Source organism: Bacillus sp. ABR (assembly GCF_056172715.1).
Genome location: NZ_JAOYSL010000001.1, coordinates 735046 through 759833, shown reverse-complemented (window position 1 = coordinate 759833; position 24788 = coordinate 735046). Strand labels below are relative to the sequence as shown.

Below are 24788 nucleotides of genomic sequence, written 5' to 3'. Positions count from 1 at the left end.
CACTCTTCTATTGATTGATTGGTTCTCCATTGATGACGACTTTCTGAAAAGCAGGAGAAACTGCATGCTCTAAAGATAAGGGGTACGCCACTTCATCTATGACACAATCTTTCATTTTAAAATGAGTAACAGGAGAATGTGCGTATGCGGCTATTTTCACACCATATCGTCCGCCGCTGCTTTTGAGTCCTTCTACTTCAATATGACGTACAACAGGACGGTGCGGACCAGCATCTCCTTCCTCATACATCATGTCGATACAGATCACTTCATGCTTTAGACTTTTAACTGTATTATTTTTAAAATAAATATGTTCAATCGTACCGCCTCTGACAGAGTTGGTTTTAATACGCAGTGCCCGATCAAGGTTCGGACTGTCCATTACGTTATCTTCTGCATAAACATACTTTACCCCGCCAGAAATCTCGCTCCCGATCGTCACACCGCCGTGTCCATCCCGCATCTCATTTCTACGAATGACGATGTTTTCAGATGGAACCCCTATTCTCCGTCCATCCTCGTTTCTGCCCGATTTGATGGCAATACAATCATCTCCGTTATCAAAATAACAATCTTCGATGAGCACATTCCGGCAAGACTCCGGATTGACACCATCTGTGTTTGGTCCATGCCCAATGATTTTAACGCCGCGGACGATGACGTGACTACTTAATACAGGATGAATTTGCCACATTGGTGAATCCTTCACTGTCACTCCTTCGATTAGAACTTGCTGACATTGGTATGGCTGAATAAAGCTCGATCTTAAATAATGGCCTTCTCCAAACACCCTTTCTTCTACCGGTATTCTCTTTTCCGCCATTTCAAACAAAAGCTGACGATCCCGATCCTGAGAAGGCTGGCCATTTGTCCCATACTTCCAAGGCCACCAATGATGCTCATCCCCTCTGCCATCAAGCGTTCCGGCTCCAGTAATGGCGATATTTTCTGCATGGTGTGCATAAATGAGAGGTGAATAATTATAAAGCTCAACCCCTTCATATCTTGTCAGTACGAGAGGCAGATAATCCTTTGGGTCTTGACTGAATGTCACATAGGCATTCTCATGCAGATGAAGTTCTACATTGCTTTTCAATTCTAAAGCACCTGTCACAAACGTCCCTCTTGGGATCAGCACCCTTCCTCCTTTCAACCGATGTGCATCATCGATGGCAGACTGAATGGCATTTGTAGATAACTCTTTCCCTTCCGCATCTGCTCCATAATGAACCACATTCAATTCACGATCAGGGAACTGCGGCGCTATTATCTGCTTTAACACTTGATCGATCCCGTTTGCTTTTTTATCTTTCTTCCCTTGCTTTGCTAAACGAGCAATTCCGATTCCAGTTAGTACCGTTCCTGCTGTGATATACATCAAATCCCGTTTTTTAGACACTTTCTCATCCCCAAGTCGCCTTAAAGTGTGACACCTGTTTTGAAAATAGCCAGCTCTCTAAAATTGTTTTTTTCATGATTTAACAGCTTCCCACTCGCCACATCAATAACCGTTGAAATGAATTTTTCTAACACGACATCTTCCGGTACATCTTCAAGCAGTTCTCCGGCATTAAAGTCAATCCAGTGCTTTTTTGTTTCATATAAAGCTGTGTTGGTCGATATCTTCATTGTTGGCACAAACGTACCAAATGGTGTCCCCCTGCCTGTTGTAAAAAGCACCATTTGACAACCGGAAGCAGCAAGAGCAGATGAAGCAACCAAATCATTACCAGGTGCACTTAATAAGTTCAATCCCTTTTGTTTTAGCAGCTCTCCATATTTCAATACATCTTTAATATCAGAAGTACCTGCTTTTTGCGTACAGCCAAGAGACTTATCCTCTAATGTCGAAATTCCACCAGCTTTATTTCCCGGGGAAGGATTTTCATATACCGGCTGTCGATGATCCAAGAAGTATTGTTTAAAGTCATTGATCATTTGCACAATATTGTCGAAAGTCGCTTCTGATGCTGCTCTCTCCATTAAAATCGTTTCAGCACCAAACATTTCGGGCACTTCTGTCAGCACCGTCGTTCCGCCTTGTGCGACAATAAAATCGGATAGCCTGCCTAAAAGCGGATTTGCAGTAATACCGGAAAATCCATCTGATCCTCCGCACTTCAAGCCAATTTTCAGCTCAGATAACGGAATGTCTTCACGATGATCTTCTTTCGCCGCATCATAAATTTCCTTGAGTAAAGCGACTCCCGTCTCAATCTCATCTCCTACTTCTTGGCTTCTTAAAAATTTCACTCTCGTACGGTCATATTCACCTAATGTGGACTGAAAATCCTCAATGTCATTGTTTTCACACCCAAGTCCAAGAACAAGTACTCCTCCAGCGTTAGGATGCTTCACCGCATTTTGTAAAATGGTTTTCGTATTTTCATGATCGTCCCCAAGCTGGGAGCATCCATAATTGTGCTTTAATACGAGGGCTGTTTCAAAAGGATGGATGTTTCCACCCATTTCAGCGGTGAATATTTGGATCATTTGATCGGCGATGCCATTCACACATCCAACGGTAGGAACAATCCAAAGCTCATTGCGGATTCCGCTTTCGCCATTTTTTCGTTTATATCCTTTAAATGTAAGATTCGTTTTTTCATAGGGGTTTTCTGATAATGAAGGCTGGTATTCGTATTCTAGCTTGCCAGATAGATTGGTTTTAATATTATGCGTATGCACCCATTCCCCAGCAGAAATGGCAGTCACTGCATGACCAATGGGATAGCCATATTTGATAATATTCTCTCTTTGCTTGATATCAGCCAATGCAAACTTATGACCTTTGCCAACGGTCTCTTTTAAGATAATCGTATGTCCTTGATGCTGCAGCTCTTCCCCTTGTTCCAATCCTTTTAAAGCAATACCGACATTATCTGAAGGGTTGATTAAAATAAAGTCTTTCATGCCTTCTCCCCCTGATTTTCATATTGAAGACGCATCATTTGGTGAACAGCCGCACTCATCCCGTGCTTCTGTATGAGGGTAAGCTGATCAGCTACAGCTTGACTCAATCCATTTACATCCGTTAAATCTCTGCCCCATAATGATTCGTATGAAAGGATACTCGCTGCAACCGCTTCATTGGAACGGTTTTCCCATGCTTCCTTCATGAGCGTGAGCACAGTTTCATCATCCTTTACCCTTCCTGCATGTGCTCTGTAGAAATAAATGAGACTGCTAAGTGAAAACACAAGTTTCATTGGCAGCTGTTTCTTTTGCTCGACATAATCAAGCAATGACGGAAGATTACGGGTTCGGAATTTGGATACCCCATTCAGTGCAATATCCAGCAATTGATGCTTTACAAATGGATTGCAAAAACGATCCCAAACGGATTGTGTATAAAGAAGAAGCTCATCTTGAGGAAGTTCAAGTCCTGGCAGTACTTCCTCCTCTAGCATACGCCGGATGAACGGACCAACATGCTCATCATCCACAGCTTCTTTTACAGTTTCTATACCGCATGAGTAAGCAATCGGCACCATCGCTGTATGTGCACCATTTAAAATTCGTACCTTGCTCATACGATAAGGCGCAATATCCTCTACAAAAAGAACTTTTAACCCTGCTTCTTGAAAGGGGAGCTCCTTTTGTACGAAGGCAGGTGCTTCAATGACAAAAAGATGATAATATTCTGCCGTGACAAGCAATTCGTCAATATACCCTTCTTCCTTTTCTACGATTTCAGCCGCTTCCTTAGAGAATCCAGGGACAATCCGGTCCACAAGCGTATTACAAAACGTGTTGGCCTCTTTTATCCATGTCATAAACGCAGGCGGCAATTCCCACTCAGCTGCCATACTGATCACATATTCCTTCAATCGATCACCATTTTGTTCAACCAATTCACAAGGCAGAATGATCAGACCTTTCCGCTCATCTCCAGCAAAAGCTTTAAACCGGTGATACAAGAACGCTGTCAGCTTTCCTGGAAAACTGGCTTGCGGCCGATCCTCCAAACGGTCCTCCTTTTTGAGCACAAGTCCTGCCTCCGTCGTGTTTGAGAAGACAAAGCGGAGATCCGGGTTTTCCGCTACGTTTAAAAACTCCTCGTAATCCGTATACGTACTAATTCCTCTGCTAATCGATTGGATGACCATACGTTCATTCATTTCTTGCTCGGCATGATATCCCTGAATACATAATGTGTACAAGCCATCTTGTTCATTTAAGGCTGCCACTGATCCTTTTCGAGGAGGGACAACAACCGCTCTTCCTTTAAAATCTGTGCAGTCGTTCAGCTTCTGAATGTGCCAATTGATAAATCCTCGCATAAAATTTCCTTCGCCAATCTGCAAAATCGTTTCCGGATACTCAGGTGCCGGGTATATGGCTTTTGATAATCGTTTCAAATGGATTCCCCTCTCCAAGTAATATGCACACGTGAACATTTTTCTGAAAAGGTGCTGATTACTGCACCTTTTTAACTGAATCTCTGATCATCAGCTCTGTGTGAACATACACTTTTTCCATATGATCTTCTTCTTGCTCTTCACCGTTTATTACTGAAAGGATGGCTTCTGCTCCAAGTGCACACATTTTTTCAATCGGCTTTTTCACCGTTGTCAATGCAGGTGTGGTATAGGATGAAAATGCAATATCATCAAAACCAATAATAGAAATATCATTTGGACACGTTTTGCCTTTTGCAAATAAAGCATTCATTGCACCGATCGCCATGTCATCATTTGAGCAAAAGAGCGCTGTTGGCGGTTCATCAAGGGCCAGCAGCGATTCCATTGATTCATAGCCGCTTTTCATGTGATAATCGCCTTTCATCATATATTCTTTCTTCATAGGTATTTGGTGATCAATTAACGCTTGCAGGAAACCAGCTTTTCTTTCTTGAGTTGATTTAAAGCCTTCTTTCCCTTCAATGATGGCGATTTGTTCATGACCTTGCTGAATGAAATGTTGTGCAGCCTGGTAAGCTCCTTGACTATCATCTGCTAATATATTCATGACTTCATGACTTTCTACACGGCGATTCAGCACAATGATGGGAATGCCCTGTTTCTTCACATGATGGATAAACGCCTCATCGTGCTCGCTTTGACTCATGAGCAAAATGCCATCATAGCGTTGTTTATGAATGGTTGTATAATCGTGAAAGTCATCAATTCCTCTGACAAAGAGATTATAATACTCTGTCATGACGCTATTGACACCTTTTAACGCATCCACAAAGAAGCTTGAAGATGTGCCCTCTGTTAAACTCGTAAAAAACAGACCGATTGTAAATGATTTTTGTGATACAAGGCCTCTCGCATGGACATTCGGTGAATAATTCAGCTGTTTTGCAATCGACAAAATCTTTTGTTTTGTCTTCTCTTTAATAAAAGGACTGTTATTCAAAGCCCTTGATACCGTGGTATGAGAGACGTTTGCCAATTTTGCTATGTCTTTAATTGTGACTGTCATGCTATTCCGCCTTTTATGATTTTTTTACCATCTTATCATAAAATCGCTTTCATTTTCTTCATGTCATTTTGTTCGGATGCTGGAGCTGCTTCGCCCGGTCAAATTGGAAATACTGTCTGGCATTTTCATAGCTGATTCCTTTCACGATTCCCCCTAACAGATCAAGATCATATGGAGCTTCCCCTTTTTCTACCCAATCTCCGATGATATCGCAAAGCAGTCTTCGAAAATATTCATGCCTTGTATACGACAAAAAGCTTCTTGAATCTGTCAGCATCCCAATGAAACGGCTGATCAGTCCAATACTGGATAGAGCCATCATCTGCTCTGTCATCCCTTGTTTCGTATCGTTAAACCACCAAGCTGTACCGTGCTGAATCTTCCCAGGTGCCGTTCCGTCTTGAAAGCTTCCAGCCAATGTGGCAATCACAACATTATCCCTTGGATTCAAGGAATATAAAATGGTTTTTGGCAGTGCCTGTTCTTGTTCTAAACGATCCAATATTCGGCAAAGCGGCTTGGCAATGTCTTCATCATTCATCGCATCATACCCTGTATCTGGCCCAAGCCGCTCAAACATTTTCGTATTGTTGTTCCTAAGCGCATTGATATGAAGCTGCATCGCCCAGCCCCGCTCATAGTAAGCCTGACCAAGCTTAATGAATGTTTGTGTTTTAAATTTAATCTTCTCTTTTTCCGTCAATGCATGCCCAGACATTCTTTTATGAAAGATGGTTTCCACTTCTTCTTCCGTCGTTTCTTTAAACGTCATTTCGTTAATAGCATGATCTGAGATCAAGCAGCCCTGTTCATGGAAAAAATCAATTCTTGCACGGAGTGCTGTTAAAAAGTCTTGATAGGATTGTATTGGAGTAGATGAAGCCTCTGCCAGTTCGTGAACATACGCTGTAAATAGTTGATTCGTTATATCAAGTGCCTTATCAGGCCGAAATCCGGGCAGCACTTGCACAGTGAATCCTTCTTCCCGCAGTTTTTGATGATAGCAAAGCGAATCGACTGGATCATCTGTCGTCACGACTGTTTCAACATTCGATTTCACAATGAAGTCTCTTGCACCAAAACCCTCTCCTTGCAGCTTTTCATTTACTTTTTGCCAGATGATGTGTGCGGTTTTTTCGTTTAAAAGTTCCTCAACTCCAAAATATCGTCTCAATTCTAAATGAGTCCAGTGATAGAGCGGGTTTCCAAGGGTCATGGGAACAGTCTTCGCCCACGCCAGAAATTTCTCATAGTCTGAGGCATCCCCTGTGACGTGTGATTCTGGTATGCCGTTTGCTCTCATGGCACGCCATTTGTAATGATCTCCGTAAAGCCATGCTTCGGTGATATTATGGAAGGTTTTATTTTCATAGATTTCTTTGGGGCTTAAATGACAATGGTAATCTATAATTGGAAGGTCCTTAGCAAACTCATGATATAGCTTTTCCGCCGTTTGATTGTTGAGTAAAAACTGATCATCTAAAAAGGCTTTCATCAAACTCCCCCATCTCTCTTATAAATAAAAATGATTTGTTCACGTTAACAATTTTATTGTAATCGTTTACAAATTTGATTTCAATCCTAAAACAGGAAAAAACGATCTCCTTTAGAAAAGAAAATCGTTTTTTGCCTATTTTACAGGTGATGATTTTTTTAGGATAATCGCAATAGTTGTTCCAGTGCCTAGTTCACTTTCAACTTGAATATCACCGTCATGCAGCAAGACAAGCTCTTTTGCTATCGCAAGCCCGAGACCAGTTCCATTCGTTGGATCATTTGTATTTGTCCCTCTGTAGTAGCGGTTAAATAGGTGATCCACCGTTTCCTGTGCCATTCCGCGGCCATTGTCTTTCATTTCGATCCGAACTTCTTCATCTGTTTCAGATAAAACAGCTGTAATATGAGTGCCTTTTTCGTTATGCTTCACTGCATTCGCCAACAGGTTCTCAATCACTCGTCTGAACCAGGCTTTATCGATCTCAAATATGACACCATCTGTTTGATCTTCAAAGGTGGATGGATAATCCTCTGATGAGGAGCTTCTTGAGAACTCGTCCATAATGGAAGCTAAAAATTCACTGAGTTCAACCGGTTTCCGATTAATAGGCAGGGCGCCATTCTTCAATCGATACGTGAGGTTTAAATCCTCAATCAGTGTCGACATGTATTCTGATTTCTCACGAATCACCTGTCCCATTTCCATGACTTCTTCCTTGGACCATTGATATTGATCGGATTCAAGCATGAGTCCATAGCCGTAAATCGTACTTAAAGGCGTTTTCAAATCATGAGACAATCCTGCAATCCATTCTTCCCTTGTGGTTTGAATTTTTCTTCGGTTTGCTTCATTCTCTTTTAACGTATGTGTGAGCTGATCCATTGTTTTTAGGATATCCTCAAATAAACGGTATTCCCGCTTAATACGGCCTTTTTTATTTTTACTGACTGGAATTCCCTTTCTATTTGTTGGTTCCTGCAATTTATTTTTTGATAAGAAAATCAGCCAGCGAATAATGTGATAAATTGGCAGCCCATAGCGATACGAATACCATAATGTCATGACAATGATAATAGTGAGCGCAAGACCTGCAATTAAGATGGTTGTATATTGATTTAAAGCGTCTCTTTCTTTATCGTAAAGCTCATCTGGGCTGTATACTTTATTTGGTACCGAAACGATGATATACAGGTTTTTATTCACTTTCATATAAGTGAGGTCACTTCTAAACTCCCAAGGCTTCGATTGATACTTGAGCAATTCAATATCTGTTACGTTATGTTTCAAACTTGTGTTGGTCCGAATGCCTTTTAAATATTTTCCTTCTTCATTGAACAGATGAACCGATCCGTTCATTCTCTTCAAGAATTCTTTCGTTTCAACCGAATATTGAGATAATGCAGCCAAATTTTTCTCGTGCTGCTTCAGATAATTGGCTACCTTTGTACTGTTCGTTTTGAACCCGTATAACACAATAAAGCTTTTTTGATCAATCTCAATTGGCCAGAAGTACATCTTGTAATCTTTAAATTCTCTTTTTTCAAAGATCTTGATCATTTCATCCTTTTGATAGGATGTTGGAATGGATTTAGGGCGGTGATAGCTATAAACGTTTTTCTTTTTCGAATCAATCACTTGCAGCCAGCCGTCTCGTTTTTTCACTGCTTGCTTGAGCTGATCGTCGGCTTCCATTTTTCCATCCTCATTAAAATAAAGCCAGCTCATGAGTGTATCTCCATCAGCTTTAGTTAAACCAGTTTCAGTCATGTTCTCATAGTGTTTTGTTAAATATAAGTTCTCAGAGAACGTATTCCCGATCATCAGAATGGCAATGACAATAAACATTTGTCCGACAAAGTGAAAGAAAAGTTTTGCTCGTAAATTCATAAACTATTGAAGGACCTTTGCAGGGTGTGGTATAAATTTATATCCCATACCACGGATCGTCACAATATATTCGGGCTGACTCGGATCTAATTCGATCTTTTCTCTCAACTTTCGAATATGAACCATGACAGTGTTGTTATCACCATATGATGGGACGCCCCATACTTTCTCATAGATTTGATCTTTTGAAAGAACCACATTCGGATGATCACAAAAGTACTTCAGCAAAGAAAGAAGCTGAGCTGAGCATGCCGTCACCTCTCCTCTTACTTTCAATTCGGCTGCATGAGGATGATAGGAGAAATGGGCATAATGATATTGGCTTTGAGTGTCTTCTTGTTCCTCCTGTAAGGAGATATATGTTCGGTTTAGGTGAGCCTTAATTCTAGCCACTAGCTCAAGTGGATTAAATGGCTTCGTGATATAATCGTCTGCCCCCTGCGCAAAGCCCGTCAGTTTATCGACATCAGACGTTCTTGCAGTTAAATAAAAAATAGGCGCTTTCGTTACTTTTCTGATTTCAGGCAGAACGTCAAAGCCAGATTTACCGGGCATCATCACATCTAGAAGTAAGAGGTGGATGTCCTCGTTTTTGACAACATCTAATGCTTCATCTGCATGGTAGGCTTTATAAATATGCTTGAATCCTTCTTTTTTTAATACGCGTTCAACCATTTTCACAATTGCTTCTTCGTCATCTGCAATCAATATTTTTGCTGTTTCCACGCATCTCTTTCCTTTCTAGCTATGATCTCTAACCGTATATTACCATTGTCTAAAGTAAAAAAGTACCTCTTTTCTGCATAAAAGCGAAAAAAATCAACTGGAGAAAATAGCAGCACTAGGAATTCTCAAACACGCAAAAAAACCCGGCATCTGCACCGAGTTCCTTTACATCTATTATCCATTTACAGCTTCTAGCTTTCGTTCATGATTCATTAAATCATATGTTAAACAAATCGGCTTATTCGTTCTAGGATCAAGCACAATTTCTGCATCAATATGGAATACCTGACTGAGTACCTCTTTGGTCATGACCTCATGAGGCGTACCGTCTTTTATGACTTTCCCTTGATTGAGGGCAATCATGTAATGTGAAAAACGCGCCGCATGATTCAAATCATGGATGACCATCAACACAGTTCGCCCCTGCTCTCTATTTAAGCGTTCTAACAGCTGCAGAATCTCGAGCTGATGTGCAAGATCCAAATACGTCGTAGGTTCATCCAATAGGAGCAGCTCTGTTTCCTGGGCAAGTGCCATCGCAATCCATACTCGCTGGCGCTGTCCGCCGGAAAGTGCTTCAATTGGCCGATCATGAAAAGCGATCATTCCCGTTTCCTCAAGTGCCCATCTGATGATTCGTTTATCTTCATTTGATAAGCGGCCAAACCCATTTTGATGTGGGAAACGTCCATATGACACAAGCTCATACACTGTCAGTCCACTAGGTGCTTCGGGTGTTTGCGGTAAGATCGCCATTTGTTTTGAAATTTCTTTTGTCGGCGTCTCATGGATAGCCTGGCCATTTAAATAAACAGCTCCTCGATTGGCCTTCATAATACGAGACATCGTTTTTAAAATGGTTGATTTCCCGCAGCCATTCGGTCCAATCAGTGTTGTCACCTTGCCTTTTGGGATACTGACATTCAAATCTTCTACAATCAAACGGTCTTGATAACCGATACAAAGCTTTTCTGTTTCGAGCGATTTCATATGTTGTCTCTCCTTCCTCATTAGTTCGATTTCATCAATAAGTAAATGAAGTAAGGTGCGCCTAAAGCAGAAACGACAAGGCCAACTGGCACTTCTGATGGTGCAAGTATGACGCGGCCAAGTGTATCCGCCAATAATAATAACAGCGCCCCAATTAACGCGGAGGCCGGTATCATTCCTTGATGCTTTGGCCCAACAAGCTTTCTCGCCAAGTGCGGTGCGGCTAACCCTAGGAAAGAAATACTCCCTGCAACAGCAACACTCGCACCAGCTAATGCAACGGCAATCAGCATGAACAAGCTTCTTTCTTTATGAACTGAAATACCCAATCCATAGGACAGCTGATCACCCAAATTCATGATATTTAAATAGCGTGATCTGACAATCGCGAATATAAGGAAAATCACCATCCATGGTAGAACAGACAGGACATACGTCCAGCTTGAGCCATAAATACTTCCAGATAACCACACGATGGCTTGGTTAAAATCATTTGGGCTCATTTTCAATTGAATGACCACAATCGCTGCTGAAAACGCAGCATTCACACCAATACCAGTTAAAATCAATCGAACAGGTGTGATGCCTTTTTTCCACGCTAACACATAGATGAGAAATGCAGCAAAGGCTGCACCTACGAACGCGAAAAGCGGCAGTACAAAAATCGTGAAATCACCTAAATTCGTCATCGTGCCTTGAAATGCAAAGATAAATAGCACAACGGCAAAGCCAGCGCCGGCATTGACGCCGAGAATACCTGGGTCAGCTAAACCATTTTGAGAAACGCCTTGCCAAATCGCGCCTGATACAGCGATAGAAGCACCGACAAGTAAAGCGATGACCATTCTTGGAAGTCGGAATTCGAATAATACGAGCTCATCCATCTCACTTCCGAATCCAAAAAGTGTTTTCAATGTATCCATCGGAGAGATCCGAATTTCTCCGGTATTTAAACTAATAAGGAACACAGCTACGATCGCGAAAAAGATCATGAGCATCGTTCGTTGATATTTCTTTTTCTTTGCTTGCTGCACCATTTCCATTTAGATTCCGCTCCTTTCACGTCTAGCTAAATATAAGAAGAAAGGAACGCCTATAATCGCCGTGATGGCACCGACTGGCGTTTCAAACGGAGCGTTGACCAGCCTCGCAGCAATGTCTGCATAAATTAACAAAGTGGCCCCTAAAATAGCGGAGCATGGGATAATCCAGCGGTAGTCCACTCCAACCAAGAATCGAGTGACATGAGGGATCACAAGCCCGATAAAACCAATAGAGCCCGCTACCGACACGGCAGCACCCGTTAAAAGAATAACAACCAATACGCCAAGCACCTTGACCGTTTTCGTATACTGTCCAAGTCCTTTCGCCAATTCTTCACCTAAGCTCAGAACCGTGATCGAACGGGCAAGGATCATTGCAATGATTAGTCCTGCAATGGCAACTGGAATGATGATATGAATGTTGCTCCAATTCACACCTGCCACTCCGCCAGCATACCAAAAGCTCATATCTTGAGCGACGTCAAAACGAATGGCAATGGCTGAAGAAATTGAGCTCAAAAGTGCTCCAACCGCTGTACCAGCTAGTGCGAGTTTAACCGGAGTCAGTCCCCCTTTTGACATAGTACCGACACCAAATACAATAGAGGCACCGAGTGCGGCTCCAACAAATGACCAAAGAATTAATGTGAAAGAAGATTGGCCAGGGAAAAATGCTAATGCAATGGCAATCGCAAATGCGGAGCCATTTGTCACACCCATAATCTCCGGTGACGCCAGCGCATTTCTTGTCATTCCTTGCATAATGGCACCTGATACGGCTAAAAAGGCACCGACGAGCGCGGCTCCAACTGTGCGCGGCAGCCTCAATTCCCGAATGATTTGATGTGAAGTTTCTTGTGGATCAAAATGAAAAACGGCTTCCCATACAGTCTGTAGATGAATGTTTGCCGCTCCTAATGATACCGATAAAAAAAGACCAAATGATAAAGCGATGATTCCTATGATGATAACAGCTGCTGTTCCAAAAGGCTTCGTGACAATATCGATCGTATCATCGCTGGCTGGCAGCTGTTTATTCGATTGTGAGCCCAAAACCAGTCTCTTCCTTTCCGTTCATGTTTATTCTTTATTAGTGATAATGATTATCAATCTCGAAGTCTAGTATATCACTTTCTTTTCTTTTTGAAATCATTGTTCTGATAAATTTCTTTATTTTCATCAAAAAACTGTGAGAATTTCATCATTTTTCTTTAGGCCTAAATTAGCCAATGCATTTTTGTTCCTATCATGTTACGATAAAAAATGAAATTGAGAATCATTATCAAGGAAAAATGAATAGGAGAGAACTTTTGTGAAAAAACGAACTGGATTTCTTTTGATTTCTTTATCGATTCTTATGATCTTTACAGCCGCTTGCGGCAGCACTTCAAATAAACAATCTGCAACGAAAAAGAATGACATGATGACATATCAGGATGCAAAAGGTGAAGTGAAGCTTCCGAAAAATCCGAAACGAATAGTGCTTCTTGCAGAAAGCTATTACGGGGACCTCGTCACACTCGGCAAAACGCCGGTTGCTACAACATCACCCATCTTTAAAAACCCTTTTTATAAAGGGAAAACAGATGGAGTGGAAAATCTCGGAAGGACCCCATCGGTCGAAAAAGTAGCCGCTTCGAAGCCAGATATGATTATTGCTTGGGGGGAAGATGAGAAGTTTGATCAATACAAAAAAATCGCCCCAACTGTAGCGGTAAAATACAATCAATATTCTTTCAAAGACCAGCTAAAAGAATTCGGTAAAATGACAGGTACACCAAAAAAAGCAACAGAATGGATCACAAAATGGGATACCAAAATTGCTGAGGTGAAACCAAAGGTAACCAAAGCTGTCGGCAGCAAGACGGTCTCGATCGTATCGCCATTTGATAAAGGCATTTATATCTTCGGAAACACCTTTGCCCGCGGGGGCGAAATCATTTATGACGAACTGAAATTAAAAGCACCGAAGGCGGTTAAAAAAGAAGCGATCGACAGCGGCGTCGGCTATGCGAATATTTCTCTTGAGAAGCTGCCAGAATTCGCAGGCGACTATATTTTCACAGGTCCATGGAGCGGCTCAAAAAGTAAAGGTGACCAAGTGTATCAAAGCAGCATTTGGACATCACTTCCTGCCGTCAAAAATAAACATGTATTCGAAATAGATCCAGTCGGTTTCTTCTTTAATGACCCAGTGTCACTAGAAGGTCAGCTAGAGTTTATTGTGGATCGATTGACATCTGCATCATAAAAAAACGTTTCTCCAGAAATGGAGAAACGTCTTCCTTATACCGTTCCTTTGGCAAATCCTTTTGACATGAATGGATAAAGCAAAATACCTACTAAGAATAGACCGATTCCAAGACCAAAGGTTTTCAAGTCGGCTGTTCCTGAAATAATGACCCAAGCTGAATACCCCATCGCAACAAGTGCAATGATGCCGTCTCTCGTTCGATTTCCTTTTTGAAGTTCATACGTGTCACCTTGCATAATGACCTTAAAGCTGTAGATGGAAGACACAATATACGGAATAAGATACGCAAGTGTCGCTGATGTAGTTAAAAAGGTAAAAGCTTCATTAATCGTACGTGACATCACAGAGAAGATAAACAGCTGTGACATAATATTTGTAACAGTCAAAGCGAAAGCAGGGCTTCCTTTTTTGTTTGTTTTTGCAAATACTGCTGGAAAATCACCAGCCTTTGCTGCTTGATACGGTACTTCTGAACCAAGTAAAATCCAGCCAAGCATCGAACCAAACAAGCAAATAATCGCCAGCAGAGCCATGACAATTCCGCCAGCTGGCCCAATAATAAGCTGAAGCACATCTACGAATGGTTTGTCAGAACCTTGCAATTGATCGTGCGGCAGAACGCCCATCGTAATCAATGTGATAATCATGTAGATCGAAAGTGCGATTAAAAGACCTGTAATCGTCGCACGTTTCACATCACGCTGTGAGGATGCTCTTCCTGATAAAATGACAGCTGATTCAATTCCAATAAATGCCCATAGTGTGGAAATAGCCGCATGATGAATTTGACCTCCAAGGCCAAGCACTCCTTCGCTGCCTGTTTCAACCGGGAAGTAGTAATGTTCAAATAATGCCGTTTGAAATGCAAATAATCCCGCAACAATAAAAAGGACGAATCCAAGCACCTTTGAAAAGGTCGTAATAAAATTCAATTTACTTGCAGCACTTAAGCTTGTAATTAAAATGGTATGTGTTCCCCATAGAAGAAGGGTACATACGATAAACGTCATGAGCTGACCAAGCGTGACCGCTTCTTTTCCAAAGGTAAAAACTTCAGTCTTCACTGTGAGAATAGGGAAAAAAGTCGTTAAATAACCAGCAAGGCTTGTAATAATTGCGACATTACTAATCCAGCTTGCCACCCAATATCCCCACACCATTGTAAATCCAGCTGCTTTCCCTTTTTTCGGATCTTTAAAAAGCGCCCTTGCATAACTTTGTGGTCCAGCCGTCAGCTGCGGCTTATGAATGGACAAATGCCCAAATACAAGCGCAATCATCAGCACACCGCCGCCTGTGACAAGCCATGCCATCGTCACACCTAAAGGACTTGCGTGCTGGGCAAGCGTACTTGGCAGCATAAAGATGCCTGAACCTACCATATTTCCGACGACAAAAGCCGTCAATAACCAAAAACCCCATTTTTTTGTCTGTTCCATTTCCGTACCTCCGTTTTATTCACTTTGGACCAGACCCGGCAGTATCTTCATTGATATATTTGTGAAGCAATGACTTGCATTCTTTATGTTCATAATGGATTACTTTTTAACAGCATACCCTTATTTTTGTGACTCAGAACATAAAAAAAAGCCTGAACAAAAGTCCATGCTTTTCAAAACATACACCTTGATCTCCGGATAGCCCTCCACGCTTCAAAGACGTGGCAGTCCTGCATTTATTCAATGCAGACCCAGCATAAAGAAAGTTGGAGCTCTCTCTACACTTCGGCGCTGATGCCTTTTTTCTCATGATCTACGATTCCATCTCTCCTATGAGTGACTCATCATCCGCGCAACCTCTACCTCACTGAGACATAGCGTGAGGATTTCTATTCATTTTTACTACACGAAGGTTATCAAACATTCTCACATCTGTCAAAGGGAAAAACATAGAAAAAAGGCAGAGAACTGTTTCTCTGCCCTATACCTTGCTTATTGATCGTTGTTTTTCTTCTTTTGTACAGCTTCCTGAAGCGGATCGCCTGCTAGCTCTTTACTTGCTTCCTCTAACAGCTGATCTACCTGCTGATGGTTTTTCTCACTTTTCGCTTTTTTATCCTTTTGGAAAAATGACATCGCTGTTTCCTCCCTTTTCATATAATGCGGTTGCCTGTTTAATTTGTGCTACAGCGCTCAGCATTATACAAGGGAAGAGGCTCAATCATCATGAAAGGTCTGCCTCATTTTTTGCAAGTACGACAGAAAGGTTTTTAAATCATCCTTTGTGAAGTCTGACATCATATGCTGAATCACCTTTCCGAAAAGACGAGTATGCTTTTCATAAATGGCCATCCCTTTTTCCGTGACTTCTAAACGGACAAGTGACGAATCGTCCTTGTCCCGTTCTCTTTGAATATAACCCTGCTCACATAATTTATTGAGTGCAATAGAGGCTGCACCAGGGTTTAAAGAGAGTCTTTGCTTCAGCTCTTCGGCATGTGATACTTTGCCTTGTATCAAAATAGAAAGAGCATATATCTGTGGGGGCGTGATGTCTTTCTCTAACTCAAGTAACTTGCGGTTTAATTTACGGCTGACTTCATAATGTACAAGAACAATTTCTTTTAAAATGTCTGCATTACCCATCCGAATCGCATCCTTATCGTTAGTATCAACATGACTTCCCCCTTATTATAGAATGTTTTTCCATTCAGCCAACCCTTTTGGCCTCTTTTTCTTTAGAAATAAGCCTTGCTGAATGAATCCACCCTTGATATAGTGAGTACTTGAACTAAAGATAGAACAGGAGTACGCATCATGACAGGAAAAACACACATCATGGGCGGAATTGCCGCCTCCACAGCCGTTGCCTACTATTATGGATTCGACCCAGTGACGATGGCTGCTGCTGGATCAGCAGGTGCTCTGATCCCTGATCTTTGCCATACAAAAAGTAAAATCGGCAGAAAATTCCCGCTGCTCTCGACACTGATCAGCAGTGTGTTCGGTCATCGCACATTTACACACAGTTTATTATTTTTGCTGATCATTTATTTTCTAGCAACAACATACATTCCAAATGACAGCCTAAGTATCGGTTTACTAGTCGGGATGGCAAGCCATCTCATTCTGGATGCAGGAACAGTGAATGGGATTAAATTTTTATTTCCGGCTTCCATTAAAGTGCGTCTTCCCTTCTATGTCAAAACAGGCAGCACAGGAGAACAAGTCGTACTAGCTGCTCTCACCGTCGTTACCTGCTATTACATCGCTGTCCTCTGCGGCATCTCCATCCCATTCTAATGAATCAGAAAGAGTTTTCCGAAAAACACAGGATATGAATTGATCATTCCTCATTTTTTTAGTAGGTTTAAGATAAGTGTTTTTGCCTTGCAGCTGAATACAGAATGGTGAGGAGCTACATAAATGAAAGCGTTTTTCAAAAATCACTGGTTTTTAGTGTACTCCATCCTCTTCATGTGGATGAAAACATACATCATTTATCAATTCGGATTTCACATACGAACGGCCAATCTGTTTCATGAATGGCTGCTTTTGATCAATCCACTTAGCTTTTTGCTCCCTTTGTTTGGGATTGCTCTTTTTTTAAATGAAACGAAACAAAAAGTATTTTTATTAACCGCAAATTTGATTTTGACGGCGATTCTCATATCGAATACGATCTTTTATGGATTTTATATTGATTTCATTACAATCCCTGTCTTATTCCAAGCGAAAAACATGGGAGATATGGGCAGCAGTATGACAGAGTTATTTCACCCGCTGTTTTTACTGATGCTCATTGATTTCGTGGTGCTGGCGTGGCTTTTAAAGCGCAAACCTTTACCGCCAAAAGCCTCCTTTAAAACGATCAAAACATATTATGCGGTGTGCTGTAGCTTTCTATTGTTTCATGTCAGTTCAGCCATGATGGATCACCCTCGCTTTCTGACAAGCTCTTATGATCGAGAAGTGATTGTACGAAACCTTGGGCTGTTCCAGTTCCACCTGTATGACGGCGCTGCCCAAACAGCGCGTATTGGACAAAAAGCCTTTGCAGATGAAGATACACTTTCAACCGTAGCAAACTACACAAAGGCTGATTACAGTGCACCAAACGAAGAGTACTTTGGACTTGCTAAAGGTAAGAACGTTGTGTTCATTTCACTCGAATCAACACAGCAATTTGTCGTTGATCAAAAGGTGAATGGACAATACATCACCCCCTTTTTAAATCAACTCGCTAAAAAGAGTTTTTATTTTGATGAATTTTATCAGCAGACTGAGCAAGGAAAGACATCGGATTCAGAGTTTATTGTCGCAAATTCCCTCTACCCATCTAGCAGCGGCGCTGTCTTTTTCACAGCGAGTGACAACGAATACGACACGTTATACAAGCAGTTGAAAAAAGAGAACTATCAATCCGTCCAATTTCATGCGAATAATAAAACGTTTTGGAATCGTGATGTGATGTATGAGTCGTTTGGGATTGACCGCTTTTATGATGTCGATTCGTATCAGGTCAATGAACAGAATTCAACTGGCTGGGGCTTAAAGGATATTGACTTCTTTGACCAATCCATTGATTATTTAAAAAAGTTGAAGGCGCCTTATTACAGCACGTTTATTACCTTGACCAATCACTTTCCATTTGAAATCGATCCAAAGGATCAATTGATTGATGAATATGATTCGTCCAGCGCCATTTTAAACCGCTATGTGACGACCGTCCGCTATCAGGATGAAGCCATTAAGACATTTTTTGACCGCATGAAAGAAGAAGGACTGTATGAAAATACAATGTTTGTCCTCATGGGGGATCACTATGGTATCTCCGAGGCACATCATCAGGCAATGGCAGAGCTGCTCAAAAAAGATGAAATCACACCGTTTGATGCTGTGAAATTGCAGCGGGTGCCCTTTTTAATTTACATTCCGGGGGTCACAGATCAAGCACCGCAGACAATTTCTGAAACAGCTGGGCAAATCGACGTGAAACCGACACTCCTGCACTTACTCGGTATTGAAACGAAGGATGCCATTCAATTTGGCAATGACTTATTTTCAAACGAACGGACGCCTTTTGCTGTTTTGAGAAACGGGAACTTTATTACAGATGATTATCTCTATACAAAGAACACCTGCTATGATCAAAAAACAAAAGAACCTGTTGAACAGGATGAGGTGTGTCAGCCTTATATCGAAAAAGCCAATAAAGAACTTTCCTTATCAGACAAAGTGATCAATGGGAATTTGCTGCGTTTTTATCAGCATTAAAAAGTCGCCATCTGGCGGCTTTTTCTTTTCTCTTTTTACTGAAAGCCTATGAATGGTCAAATAAGTTTGCTTATAATATAGGATACATATGATATTGAATAATAAGAGGTGTGAACATGAAGTATGCGTTCTTCCCCATCATCGCCATCTGCTTGCTCCTGAGCGGGTGTCAAACAGAGATGAAGTCATCGGATACAAGCAAAAAAACAGAGCTTGTCATTTCAGCAGCGGCAAGTCTTCAAGATGCACTAAAGGAAATCGAATCCGCCTTTAATGATGAGCATCCGAATGTGACATTAACAAATAATTTCGGGTCATCCGGCGCATTGAAGCAGCAAATCGCACAAGGGGCAAAAGCAGATCTCTTTTTCTCAGCAGCTGAAGCGCCCTTTGATGAGCTTGTGCAATCTGGAGATATCGATCAACATTTTATCAAGGATGCCATCCAAAATGAGCTTGTACTCATTGTGCCAAATGATCATTCTTCCTCTATTAAAAGCTTTCAAGACGCCCAGCACATAAAAGGGAAGATTGCTCTTGGCACACCAGAATCCGTTCCTGCTGGTACATACGGCAAAGAGATTTTCACAAAGCTGAACATCTGGGATCAAGTGAAAAAGAACGCTGTGTACGGCAAGGATGTGCGGCAAGTTTTAAGCTACGTAGAAACAGGAAATGTGGAGGCTGGTGTTGTGTATAAGACAGATGCCCTCGTTTCCAAAAAAGTAAAAATTGCGGATGAAGCCAATCAGGACATGCATTCCCCGATCATTTATCCAGTAGGAATCGTCAAAGGGACAGAACATGTAGAGGAAGCCAAGTCCTTTTTTCAATTTCTTCAATCAGAAACAGCCAAATCAATTTTTAAAAAGTACGGCTTTCAAGTGAATTAATGCCTATGATGACTGAAGAATTCCTATCTCCCATTTGGCTGTCCGTGCAGGTTGCCGTTGTAAGCGGGCTGCTGGCAACTGTTTTTGGTACATTGATTGGCTATTGGATGGCGCGAACATCATTTAAGGGAAAAATGATCGTAGAAACGCTCTTGATGATGCCGCTTGTCCTTCCGCCAACGGTTGTAGGTTTTTTATTGCTCGTCATATTCGGAAGGCATAGCATGATCGGGGGCGCGATTGAATGGATCTTTCACCAGCCGGTCATTTTCACTTGGTGGGCGGCAGTTATTGCATCAACAGTTGTGGCATTCCCGCTTATGTATCAATCTGCAAAGGCTGGATTTTCTACGATTGAGTCAGACATTGAAGGGGCTGCAAAAGTAGATGGTGCTCATTCATTCCAAGTCTTCGCCTATATTACAGTACCACTTGCCCTGCCTTCCCTCTTATCAGGCAGCATCCTCAGCTTTGCAAGAGCCCTTGGAGAATTTGGGGCGACCTTAATGTTTGCCGGCAACATCCCAGGAAAAACGCAAACACTCCCAACCGCTATCTATGTGGCGATTGATTCCGGACGAATGGAGCTTGCTTGGGCGTGGACAATTTGTATTGTGATTCTATCTTTTATCATGCTGTTGGCTGTACGCCGAAGCAGTACGTAAAAAATCCCCTTTCTAACATGAGAAAGAGGATTTTTTTAATTTATTCAAACCCAACCGTCATCGTCTCTGGATTCGAGCCGACACGTTCGTTATTGTTTAATGCATCGATTTTTTCCATGTCTTCTTTAGAAAGCTCGAAGTCAAAGATGTCTGCATTTTGTTTAATACGTTCTTCATTGATAGATTTAGGAATTGTCACGACACCGCTTTGCAGATCCCAGCGCAAGATAACTTGAGCAACAGATTTATTGTAGCGTGCAGCAATGTCTTTCAAAACGTCATGATCTAATAGCTTCCCTTGCATCAGAGGAGACCATGCCTCAATTTGAATGCCTTTTTCCTTTGCATATTGACGCAGTTCAACAAGTGTCAGTTTCGGGTGAAACTCCACTTGGTTCACAGCTGGAACAACCTCAGCATCTTTTAACAGCTCTTCTAAATGCTGAATATAGAAGTTGCTGACTCCAATGGCTCTGACTTTCCCGTCTTTATAAAGCTTCTCAAGTGCGCGCCATGTGTCTTTAAATGTATCTGCATTTGGTCCAGGCCAATGAATCAAATAGAGGTCTAAGTAATCAAGACCTAATCGGTTTAAGCTTGCGTCAAACGCCTCAAGCGCTTTATCATAGCCTTGATCTGTGTTCCATACTTTAGACGTAATGAATAAGTCTTCTCGTTTCACGCCAGATTCTTTAATCGCTTTTCCTACGCCTGTCTCATTTTTATAAACAGCTGCCGTATCAATGCTGCGATATCCGTTCCGTATGGCTGCTTTTACGGCATCTACCACTTGATTGCCGTCCTCCACTTTGAATACACCTAAACCAAACCAAGGCATTTCTACTCCGTTATTCAGTGTTACGGTATCATTCAAGCTTTTGACCATTTTAACAACCACCTTTTTTATAGATTCCATCTCTTTCATTATCTCATGTTGTGCTTCAAAACTCTATTATCAGGCGTTTCTCTTCGCTTCGATGGCTAAGAGCAGCGCACCAGTCATGCCAGCCTTGTCCTCAAGTTTAGGGGAGACAATGTATGTATCAAGCGGCGGCAGGTCCACATAATCATTGACATAAGCAGCTAGCTTCTCTCGAATGAGTGGGAATAGTTGCTTTTGCTTCATGACACCTCCGCCCATGATGATGCGCTCTGGGCTTAAAATGAGCGAGTATTGCATAAGCGCTTGCGCTAAATAATCCGCTTCAAGTGCCCAAACCGCTTCATCCTGCGTCAGCTCTTTGGCAGGTTTCCCCCACCTTTTCTCAATCGCTGGTCCAGCTGCCAGTCCTTCTAAGCAATTTCCATGTGTCGGGCAGACACCTGCAAATGGATCAGATTCATGCTGCCTGACAAGGATATGCCCCATCTCAGGATGTGAATGACCGTGTAGAAGCTCATTTTTCACAACAGCCCCCGCACCAATGCCTGTACCGACCGTGATATACAAACAGCTGCTTAGCCCTTTGGCTGCCCCTTTTGTTAATTCACCTAGTGCTGCGGCATTGACATCAGTTGTAAAAGATACGGGGACACCTAATTGCTTCTCAAGCTCAGGAATGAACGGGTATTGCTTCCACTCCACTTTCGGTGTGTTCATGATATAACCGTATGAAGGATCGTCCTGTTGAACACAAATGGGTCCAAAGGAGCCAACCCCTAATGCTGCAATGTCATGCTGCTTGAAAAATGGAATGAGCTTTTGTATTGTTTGATCCGGGTGCTCTGTCGGAATCGTCATTTCCTCTAAGATGTATCCATGCTCATTGCCGATTGCACAACAAAATTTTGTACCCCCAGCTTCAATTGCTCCATAATACGCCATCATTGATCTCCCCCTGCTCGTTCTCTTTCTTCATCATAAAACATGGGGGAGAAGATGACAACATCACGTATTGGTGAGCAGAACAGCTTCCATGTCATTGATATACTCTCTTAAATGATGGGCAATATCACGGTTGATCTCACCATCTTCATATAAGGTTTGTATTTCATTTCGAATCGTCTGTACAGCTTGGAAGTTCAGCTCTTTTTTCTTTCGGTCAAATGAACGGTCTTTTTGCTGGAAGAAGCTTGGACCGTGTTCACAGCGGTAAATCACTTGGTTGTAAAAACCAATAACTTGGTGGCACGTTTGCTGGTTTTCATCTGTCATATGCTGTTTGATCGAGTCTACCGCAGCTTCAGCCGTTTTCTTACGGATTTGTTTATACGAGTCCTCTTTTTCTAAAATACCGTTTGAAATGTGCTGATTCGGCCGCCATAATTGCAGCCATTGAAGCAAGCGGAGAAACTTCACCTTTGAAAAACGAATTTTGAATGAGTTTGAGTACAGCATTTCCAGCTCATGAAATCTCTCTTGCAGCTCATAAGCTTCTTCCTTGTCAATTTTCTCATCATCAATTAATTGTTGAAGTTTCATCTGTTCTGCTTTGATACCATGCAGTCTGATTTTTTTCTCTTGTCTTCTCATCCCGAATTGGTATGGTTCACGCTGGATATTTCTCAGCTTCATTCGGTAATCATTGATGAGTGCAAGGGATACTTCCCTGTTGTCCTCATTCATCCCTTCTTTTAACGTTTTAATAGCACTTCTGAGCAATTTCCGTTTTGCATGCTGAATCTTTGTATCCAAGTCCACGTCGACCTGCTTGTCTTTTTTCTCAGATAAAAGAGGCAGTAACACACTAGCTAAAATGAGTGTACATAGGATCACGCCTGCTGCGAGGAAAATAATCAAGTGCCGCTCAGGAAATGGTGATCCGTCCGCAAGCGTAAATGGTATTGAAAAGGCACCTGCTAATGTCACAGCCCCGCGGACACCAGAGAATGTCATCAGCATCGAGGCGCGAAACTTCGGCTTTTTCACATTTTGCTTTTTTGTTGCACTCCATTTTCCTGCCCAGAACAGCCATACCCATAAGAACCGCAGCACCATGAGACACAGTGTAATAATTAAGATGTAACCAATCACCTGCATGTTGTTAAAGGATTCATCTTGGAAAATGACTGTAGAAACATCCGGAATCTGCAACCCAAGTAAGACGAAAACAAGTCCGTTTAAAATAAATAAAATAATATTCCATGTGTTTGATGAAGCAATTTGCAGTTTGGCTAAATTCGCTTCCATTCGATCTTGCTCAATGGCATGCGTCACACCACCGGCCACAACGGCTAAAATTCCGGATACACCAATTTCTTCTGCTGCTAAATAAATCACAAATGGTGTAAGGATTTGCAGGATGATATGCATCGTGACATCGTCCATTCCTAAACGGCGGAGAAAATAGCGAAAACGAATGATAAAGAAGGATAGAATAAATCCAGTTAATAAACCACCTGCGGCAATGAGGACAAAGCTAAAGGATGCCTGAGCAATTGAAAAGGCTCCCGTCACTGTTGCGGCAATGGCAAATTTAAAGGCGACAAGTCCTGATGCATCGTTCATCAGCCCTTCGCCTTCCAGCAGTCTCATGATGCCCTTTGGCATATTCACACGGCTGGATAAAGCACTTACTGCCACGACATCTGTCGGTGATAAAATCGCTGCAAGCGCAAATGCGGCTGGAAGCGGTATGCTTGGAATCATCCAATGAATGGTATATCCCGCTACAATCACGGTCGCAAACACTAAACCAAGTGCTAAAAGAAGAATAGGTGCTCTTAATTTCCAAAGCTCGTCCCTTGGGGTACGCTTCCCGTCATTAAATAACAGCGGCGCAATAAATAGAACGAAGAAGAGTTCAGGATTTAAAGAAATATGTAAACCTGAAGGAAAAGCTGCCACCAATATTCCTAAGCCCACTTGAATTAACGGAACAGGAATAAAGGGGACAAAACGATTGATAATATTAGATGCTGCAATGAGTGCCAGTAGTACGAGCACTGCCAAAAAAATCTCCACTAGTACATGTCCCTCCTATGTATATTTTTCGTCAAGTTTTGCTTACATGCAAAGATGTGTTCATTTCATCCATCCGTCCGATCAGAAGTGCTTCTTTAGTATTCCGCAAAAAGTGAAACCAACACATAACAATCCATCTAGGCAAAAAAAGGCTGAATCCAGATATTCAGCCTGCTGACAAAATTTTCATCATATGTATTGTTCAAATGATGAACAATAGACCTACTTTTATTTTACACGAAAACTCCAACATCTGCTGACAATCAGCTCTTATTAAACACA

General features: G+C 41.8%; 21 protein-coding genes and 1 riboswitch. Of the genes, 5 read left to right on the top strand and 16 right to left on the bottom strand.

All coding sequences use genetic code 11. The annotated features are described in order from the left end of the window. Positions 1–7: 7 nt before the first annotated feature. From OIT90_RS03735 to OIT90_RS03690, 10 genes are all read right to left on the bottom strand, one after another. Complete coding sequence (locus OIT90_RS03735; RefSeq protein WP_058838149.1) at positions 8–1399, bottom strand: glycoside hydrolase family 28 protein; 1392 nt, start codon at positions 1397–1399, stop codon at positions 8–10. Positions 1400–1419: 20 nt separating this feature from the next. After that, positions 1420–2913, bottom strand: coding sequence for a UxaA family hydrolase (locus tag OIT90_RS03730; protein WP_126682304.1), 1494 nt, complete (start codon positions 2911–2913; stop codon positions 1420–1422). Beyond that, positions 2910–4361: a tagaturonate reductase gene (locus OIT90_RS03725; protein WP_126682305.1), complete on the bottom strand. Its 1452-nt coding sequence runs from the start codon at positions 4359–4361 to the stop codon at positions 2910–2912. Before OIT90_RS03725 ends, OIT90_RS03730 begins: the two co-directional genes overlap by 4 nt. Before the next feature lie 58 nt (positions 4362–4419). After that, complete coding sequence (locus OIT90_RS03720; protein WP_106025616.1) at positions 4420–5430, bottom strand: LacI family DNA-binding transcriptional regulator; 1011 nt, start codon at positions 5428–5430, stop codon at positions 4420–4422. Between the two features lie 58 nt (positions 5431–5488). Continuing rightward, positions 5489–6925, bottom strand: coding sequence for a glucuronate isomerase (uxaC, locus tag OIT90_RS03715; protein ID WP_268464301.1), 1437 nt, complete (start codon positions 6923–6925; stop codon positions 5489–5491). A 135-nt stretch (positions 6926–7060) separates the two neighbouring features. Next, entirely contained in the window at positions 7061–8815 is a 1755-nt protein-coding gene (locus OIT90_RS03710; RefSeq protein ID WP_268464302.1) for a HAMP domain-containing sensor histidine kinase, read from the bottom strand. 3 nt (positions 8816–8818) lie between these two features. Beyond that, entirely contained in the window at positions 8819–9541 is a 723-nt protein-coding gene (locus OIT90_RS03705; protein WP_059375037.1) for a response regulator transcription factor, read from the bottom strand. A gap of 174 nt (positions 9542–9715) precedes the next feature. Beyond that, complete coding sequence (locus OIT90_RS03700; protein WP_039181374.1) at positions 9716–10531, bottom strand: ABC transporter ATP-binding protein; 816 nt, start codon at positions 10529–10531, stop codon at positions 9716–9718. 20 nt (positions 10532–10551) lie between these two features. Further along, entirely contained in the window at positions 10552–11574 is a 1023-nt protein-coding gene (locus OIT90_RS03695) for a FecCD family ABC transporter permease (protein ID WP_052196534.1), read from the bottom strand. Continuing rightward, positions 11575–12627 carry a FecCD family ABC transporter permease gene (locus OIT90_RS03690; RefSeq protein ID WP_039181376.1) on the bottom strand — a complete coding sequence of 351 codons (1053 nt, stop codon included), beginning with the start codon at positions 12625–12627 and terminating at the stop codon, positions 11575–11577. A gap of 259 nt (positions 12628–12886) precedes the next feature. Here OIT90_RS03690 and OIT90_RS03685 point away from each other — a divergent pair, with 259 nt between their 5' ends. Then, the gene (locus OIT90_RS03685; RefSeq protein ID WP_474892253.1) at positions 12887–13825 is read left to right on the top strand and encodes an iron-hydroxamate ABC transporter substrate-binding protein; all 939 of its coding nucleotides are present in this window, start codon (positions 12887–12889) and stop codon (positions 13823–13825) included. A gap of 35 nt (positions 13826–13860) precedes the next feature. Here OIT90_RS03685 and OIT90_RS03680 read toward each other — a convergent pair whose 3' ends face one another. The 3 genes from OIT90_RS03680 to OIT90_RS03670 all read right to left on the bottom strand — a co-directional run bounded on the left by OIT90_RS03680 (position 13861) and on the right by OIT90_RS03670 (position 16413). Next, complete coding sequence (locus tag OIT90_RS03680) at positions 13861–15267, bottom strand: amino acid permease (protein ID WP_039181382.1); 1407 nt, start codon at positions 15265–15267, stop codon at positions 13861–13863. Positions 15268–15458: 191 nt separating this feature from the next. Then, positions 15459–15637: riboswitch (Lysine riboswitch) on the bottom strand. Between the two features lie 122 nt (positions 15638–15759). Continuing rightward, the gene (gene sspJ / locus OIT90_RS03675; RefSeq protein ID WP_041088277.1) at positions 15760–15903 is read right to left on the bottom strand and encodes a small acid-soluble spore protein SspJ; all 144 of its coding nucleotides are present in this window, start codon (positions 15901–15903) and stop codon (positions 15760–15762) included. 81 nt (positions 15904–15984) lie between these two features. Next, entirely contained in the window at positions 15985–16413 is a 429-nt protein-coding gene (locus OIT90_RS03670; protein ID WP_024423455.1) for a MarR family winged helix-turn-helix transcriptional regulator, read from the bottom strand. A 171-nt stretch (positions 16414–16584) separates the two neighbouring features. Here OIT90_RS03670 and OIT90_RS03665 point away from each other — a divergent pair, with 171 nt between their 5' ends. The 4 genes from OIT90_RS03665 (at position 16585) to modB (ending at position 20602) form a co-directional block, all read left to right on the top strand. Next, complete coding sequence (locus tag OIT90_RS03665) at positions 16585–17070, top strand: metal-dependent hydrolase (protein ID WP_047202394.1); 486 nt, start codon at positions 16585–16587, stop codon at positions 17068–17070. A gap of 123 nt (positions 17071–17193) precedes the next feature. Next, entirely contained in the window at positions 17194–19044 is a 1851-nt protein-coding gene (locus OIT90_RS03660; protein WP_341040813.1) for an LTA synthase family protein, read from the top strand. Between the two features lie 116 nt (positions 19045–19160). Further along, positions 19161–19937, top strand: a complete 777-nt coding sequence (modA, locus tag OIT90_RS03655) for a molybdate ABC transporter substrate-binding protein (RefSeq protein ID WP_106025612.1) — start codon at positions 19161–19163, stop codon at positions 19935–19937. Then, the gene (modB, locus tag OIT90_RS03650) at positions 19937–20602 is read left to right on the top strand and encodes a molybdate ABC transporter permease subunit (RefSeq protein ID WP_058838157.1); all 666 of its coding nucleotides are present in this window, start codon (positions 19937–19939) and stop codon (positions 20600–20602) included. Before modA ends, modB begins: the two co-directional genes overlap by 1 nt. Positions 20603–20642: 40 nt before the next feature. Here modB and OIT90_RS03645 read toward each other — a convergent pair whose 3' ends face one another. From OIT90_RS03645 to OIT90_RS03635, 3 genes are all read right to left on the bottom strand, one after another. Next, a complete protein-coding gene (locus OIT90_RS03645; RefSeq protein ID WP_039181397.1) occupies positions 20643–21488 on the bottom strand; it encodes an aldo/keto reductase in 846 nt (281 codons plus the stop codon). 69 nt (positions 21489–21557) lie between these two features. Beyond that, the gene (locus tag OIT90_RS03640) at positions 21558–22427 is read right to left on the bottom strand and encodes an ROK family protein (RefSeq protein ID WP_151284808.1); all 870 of its coding nucleotides are present in this window, start codon (positions 22425–22427) and stop codon (positions 21558–21560) included. A gap of 63 nt (positions 22428–22490) precedes the next feature. Then, complete coding sequence (locus tag OIT90_RS03635; RefSeq protein ID WP_144490085.1) at positions 22491–24506, bottom strand: Na+/H+ antiporter; 2016 nt, start codon at positions 24504–24506, stop codon at positions 22491–22493. Positions 24507–24788: the final 282 nt, after the last annotated feature.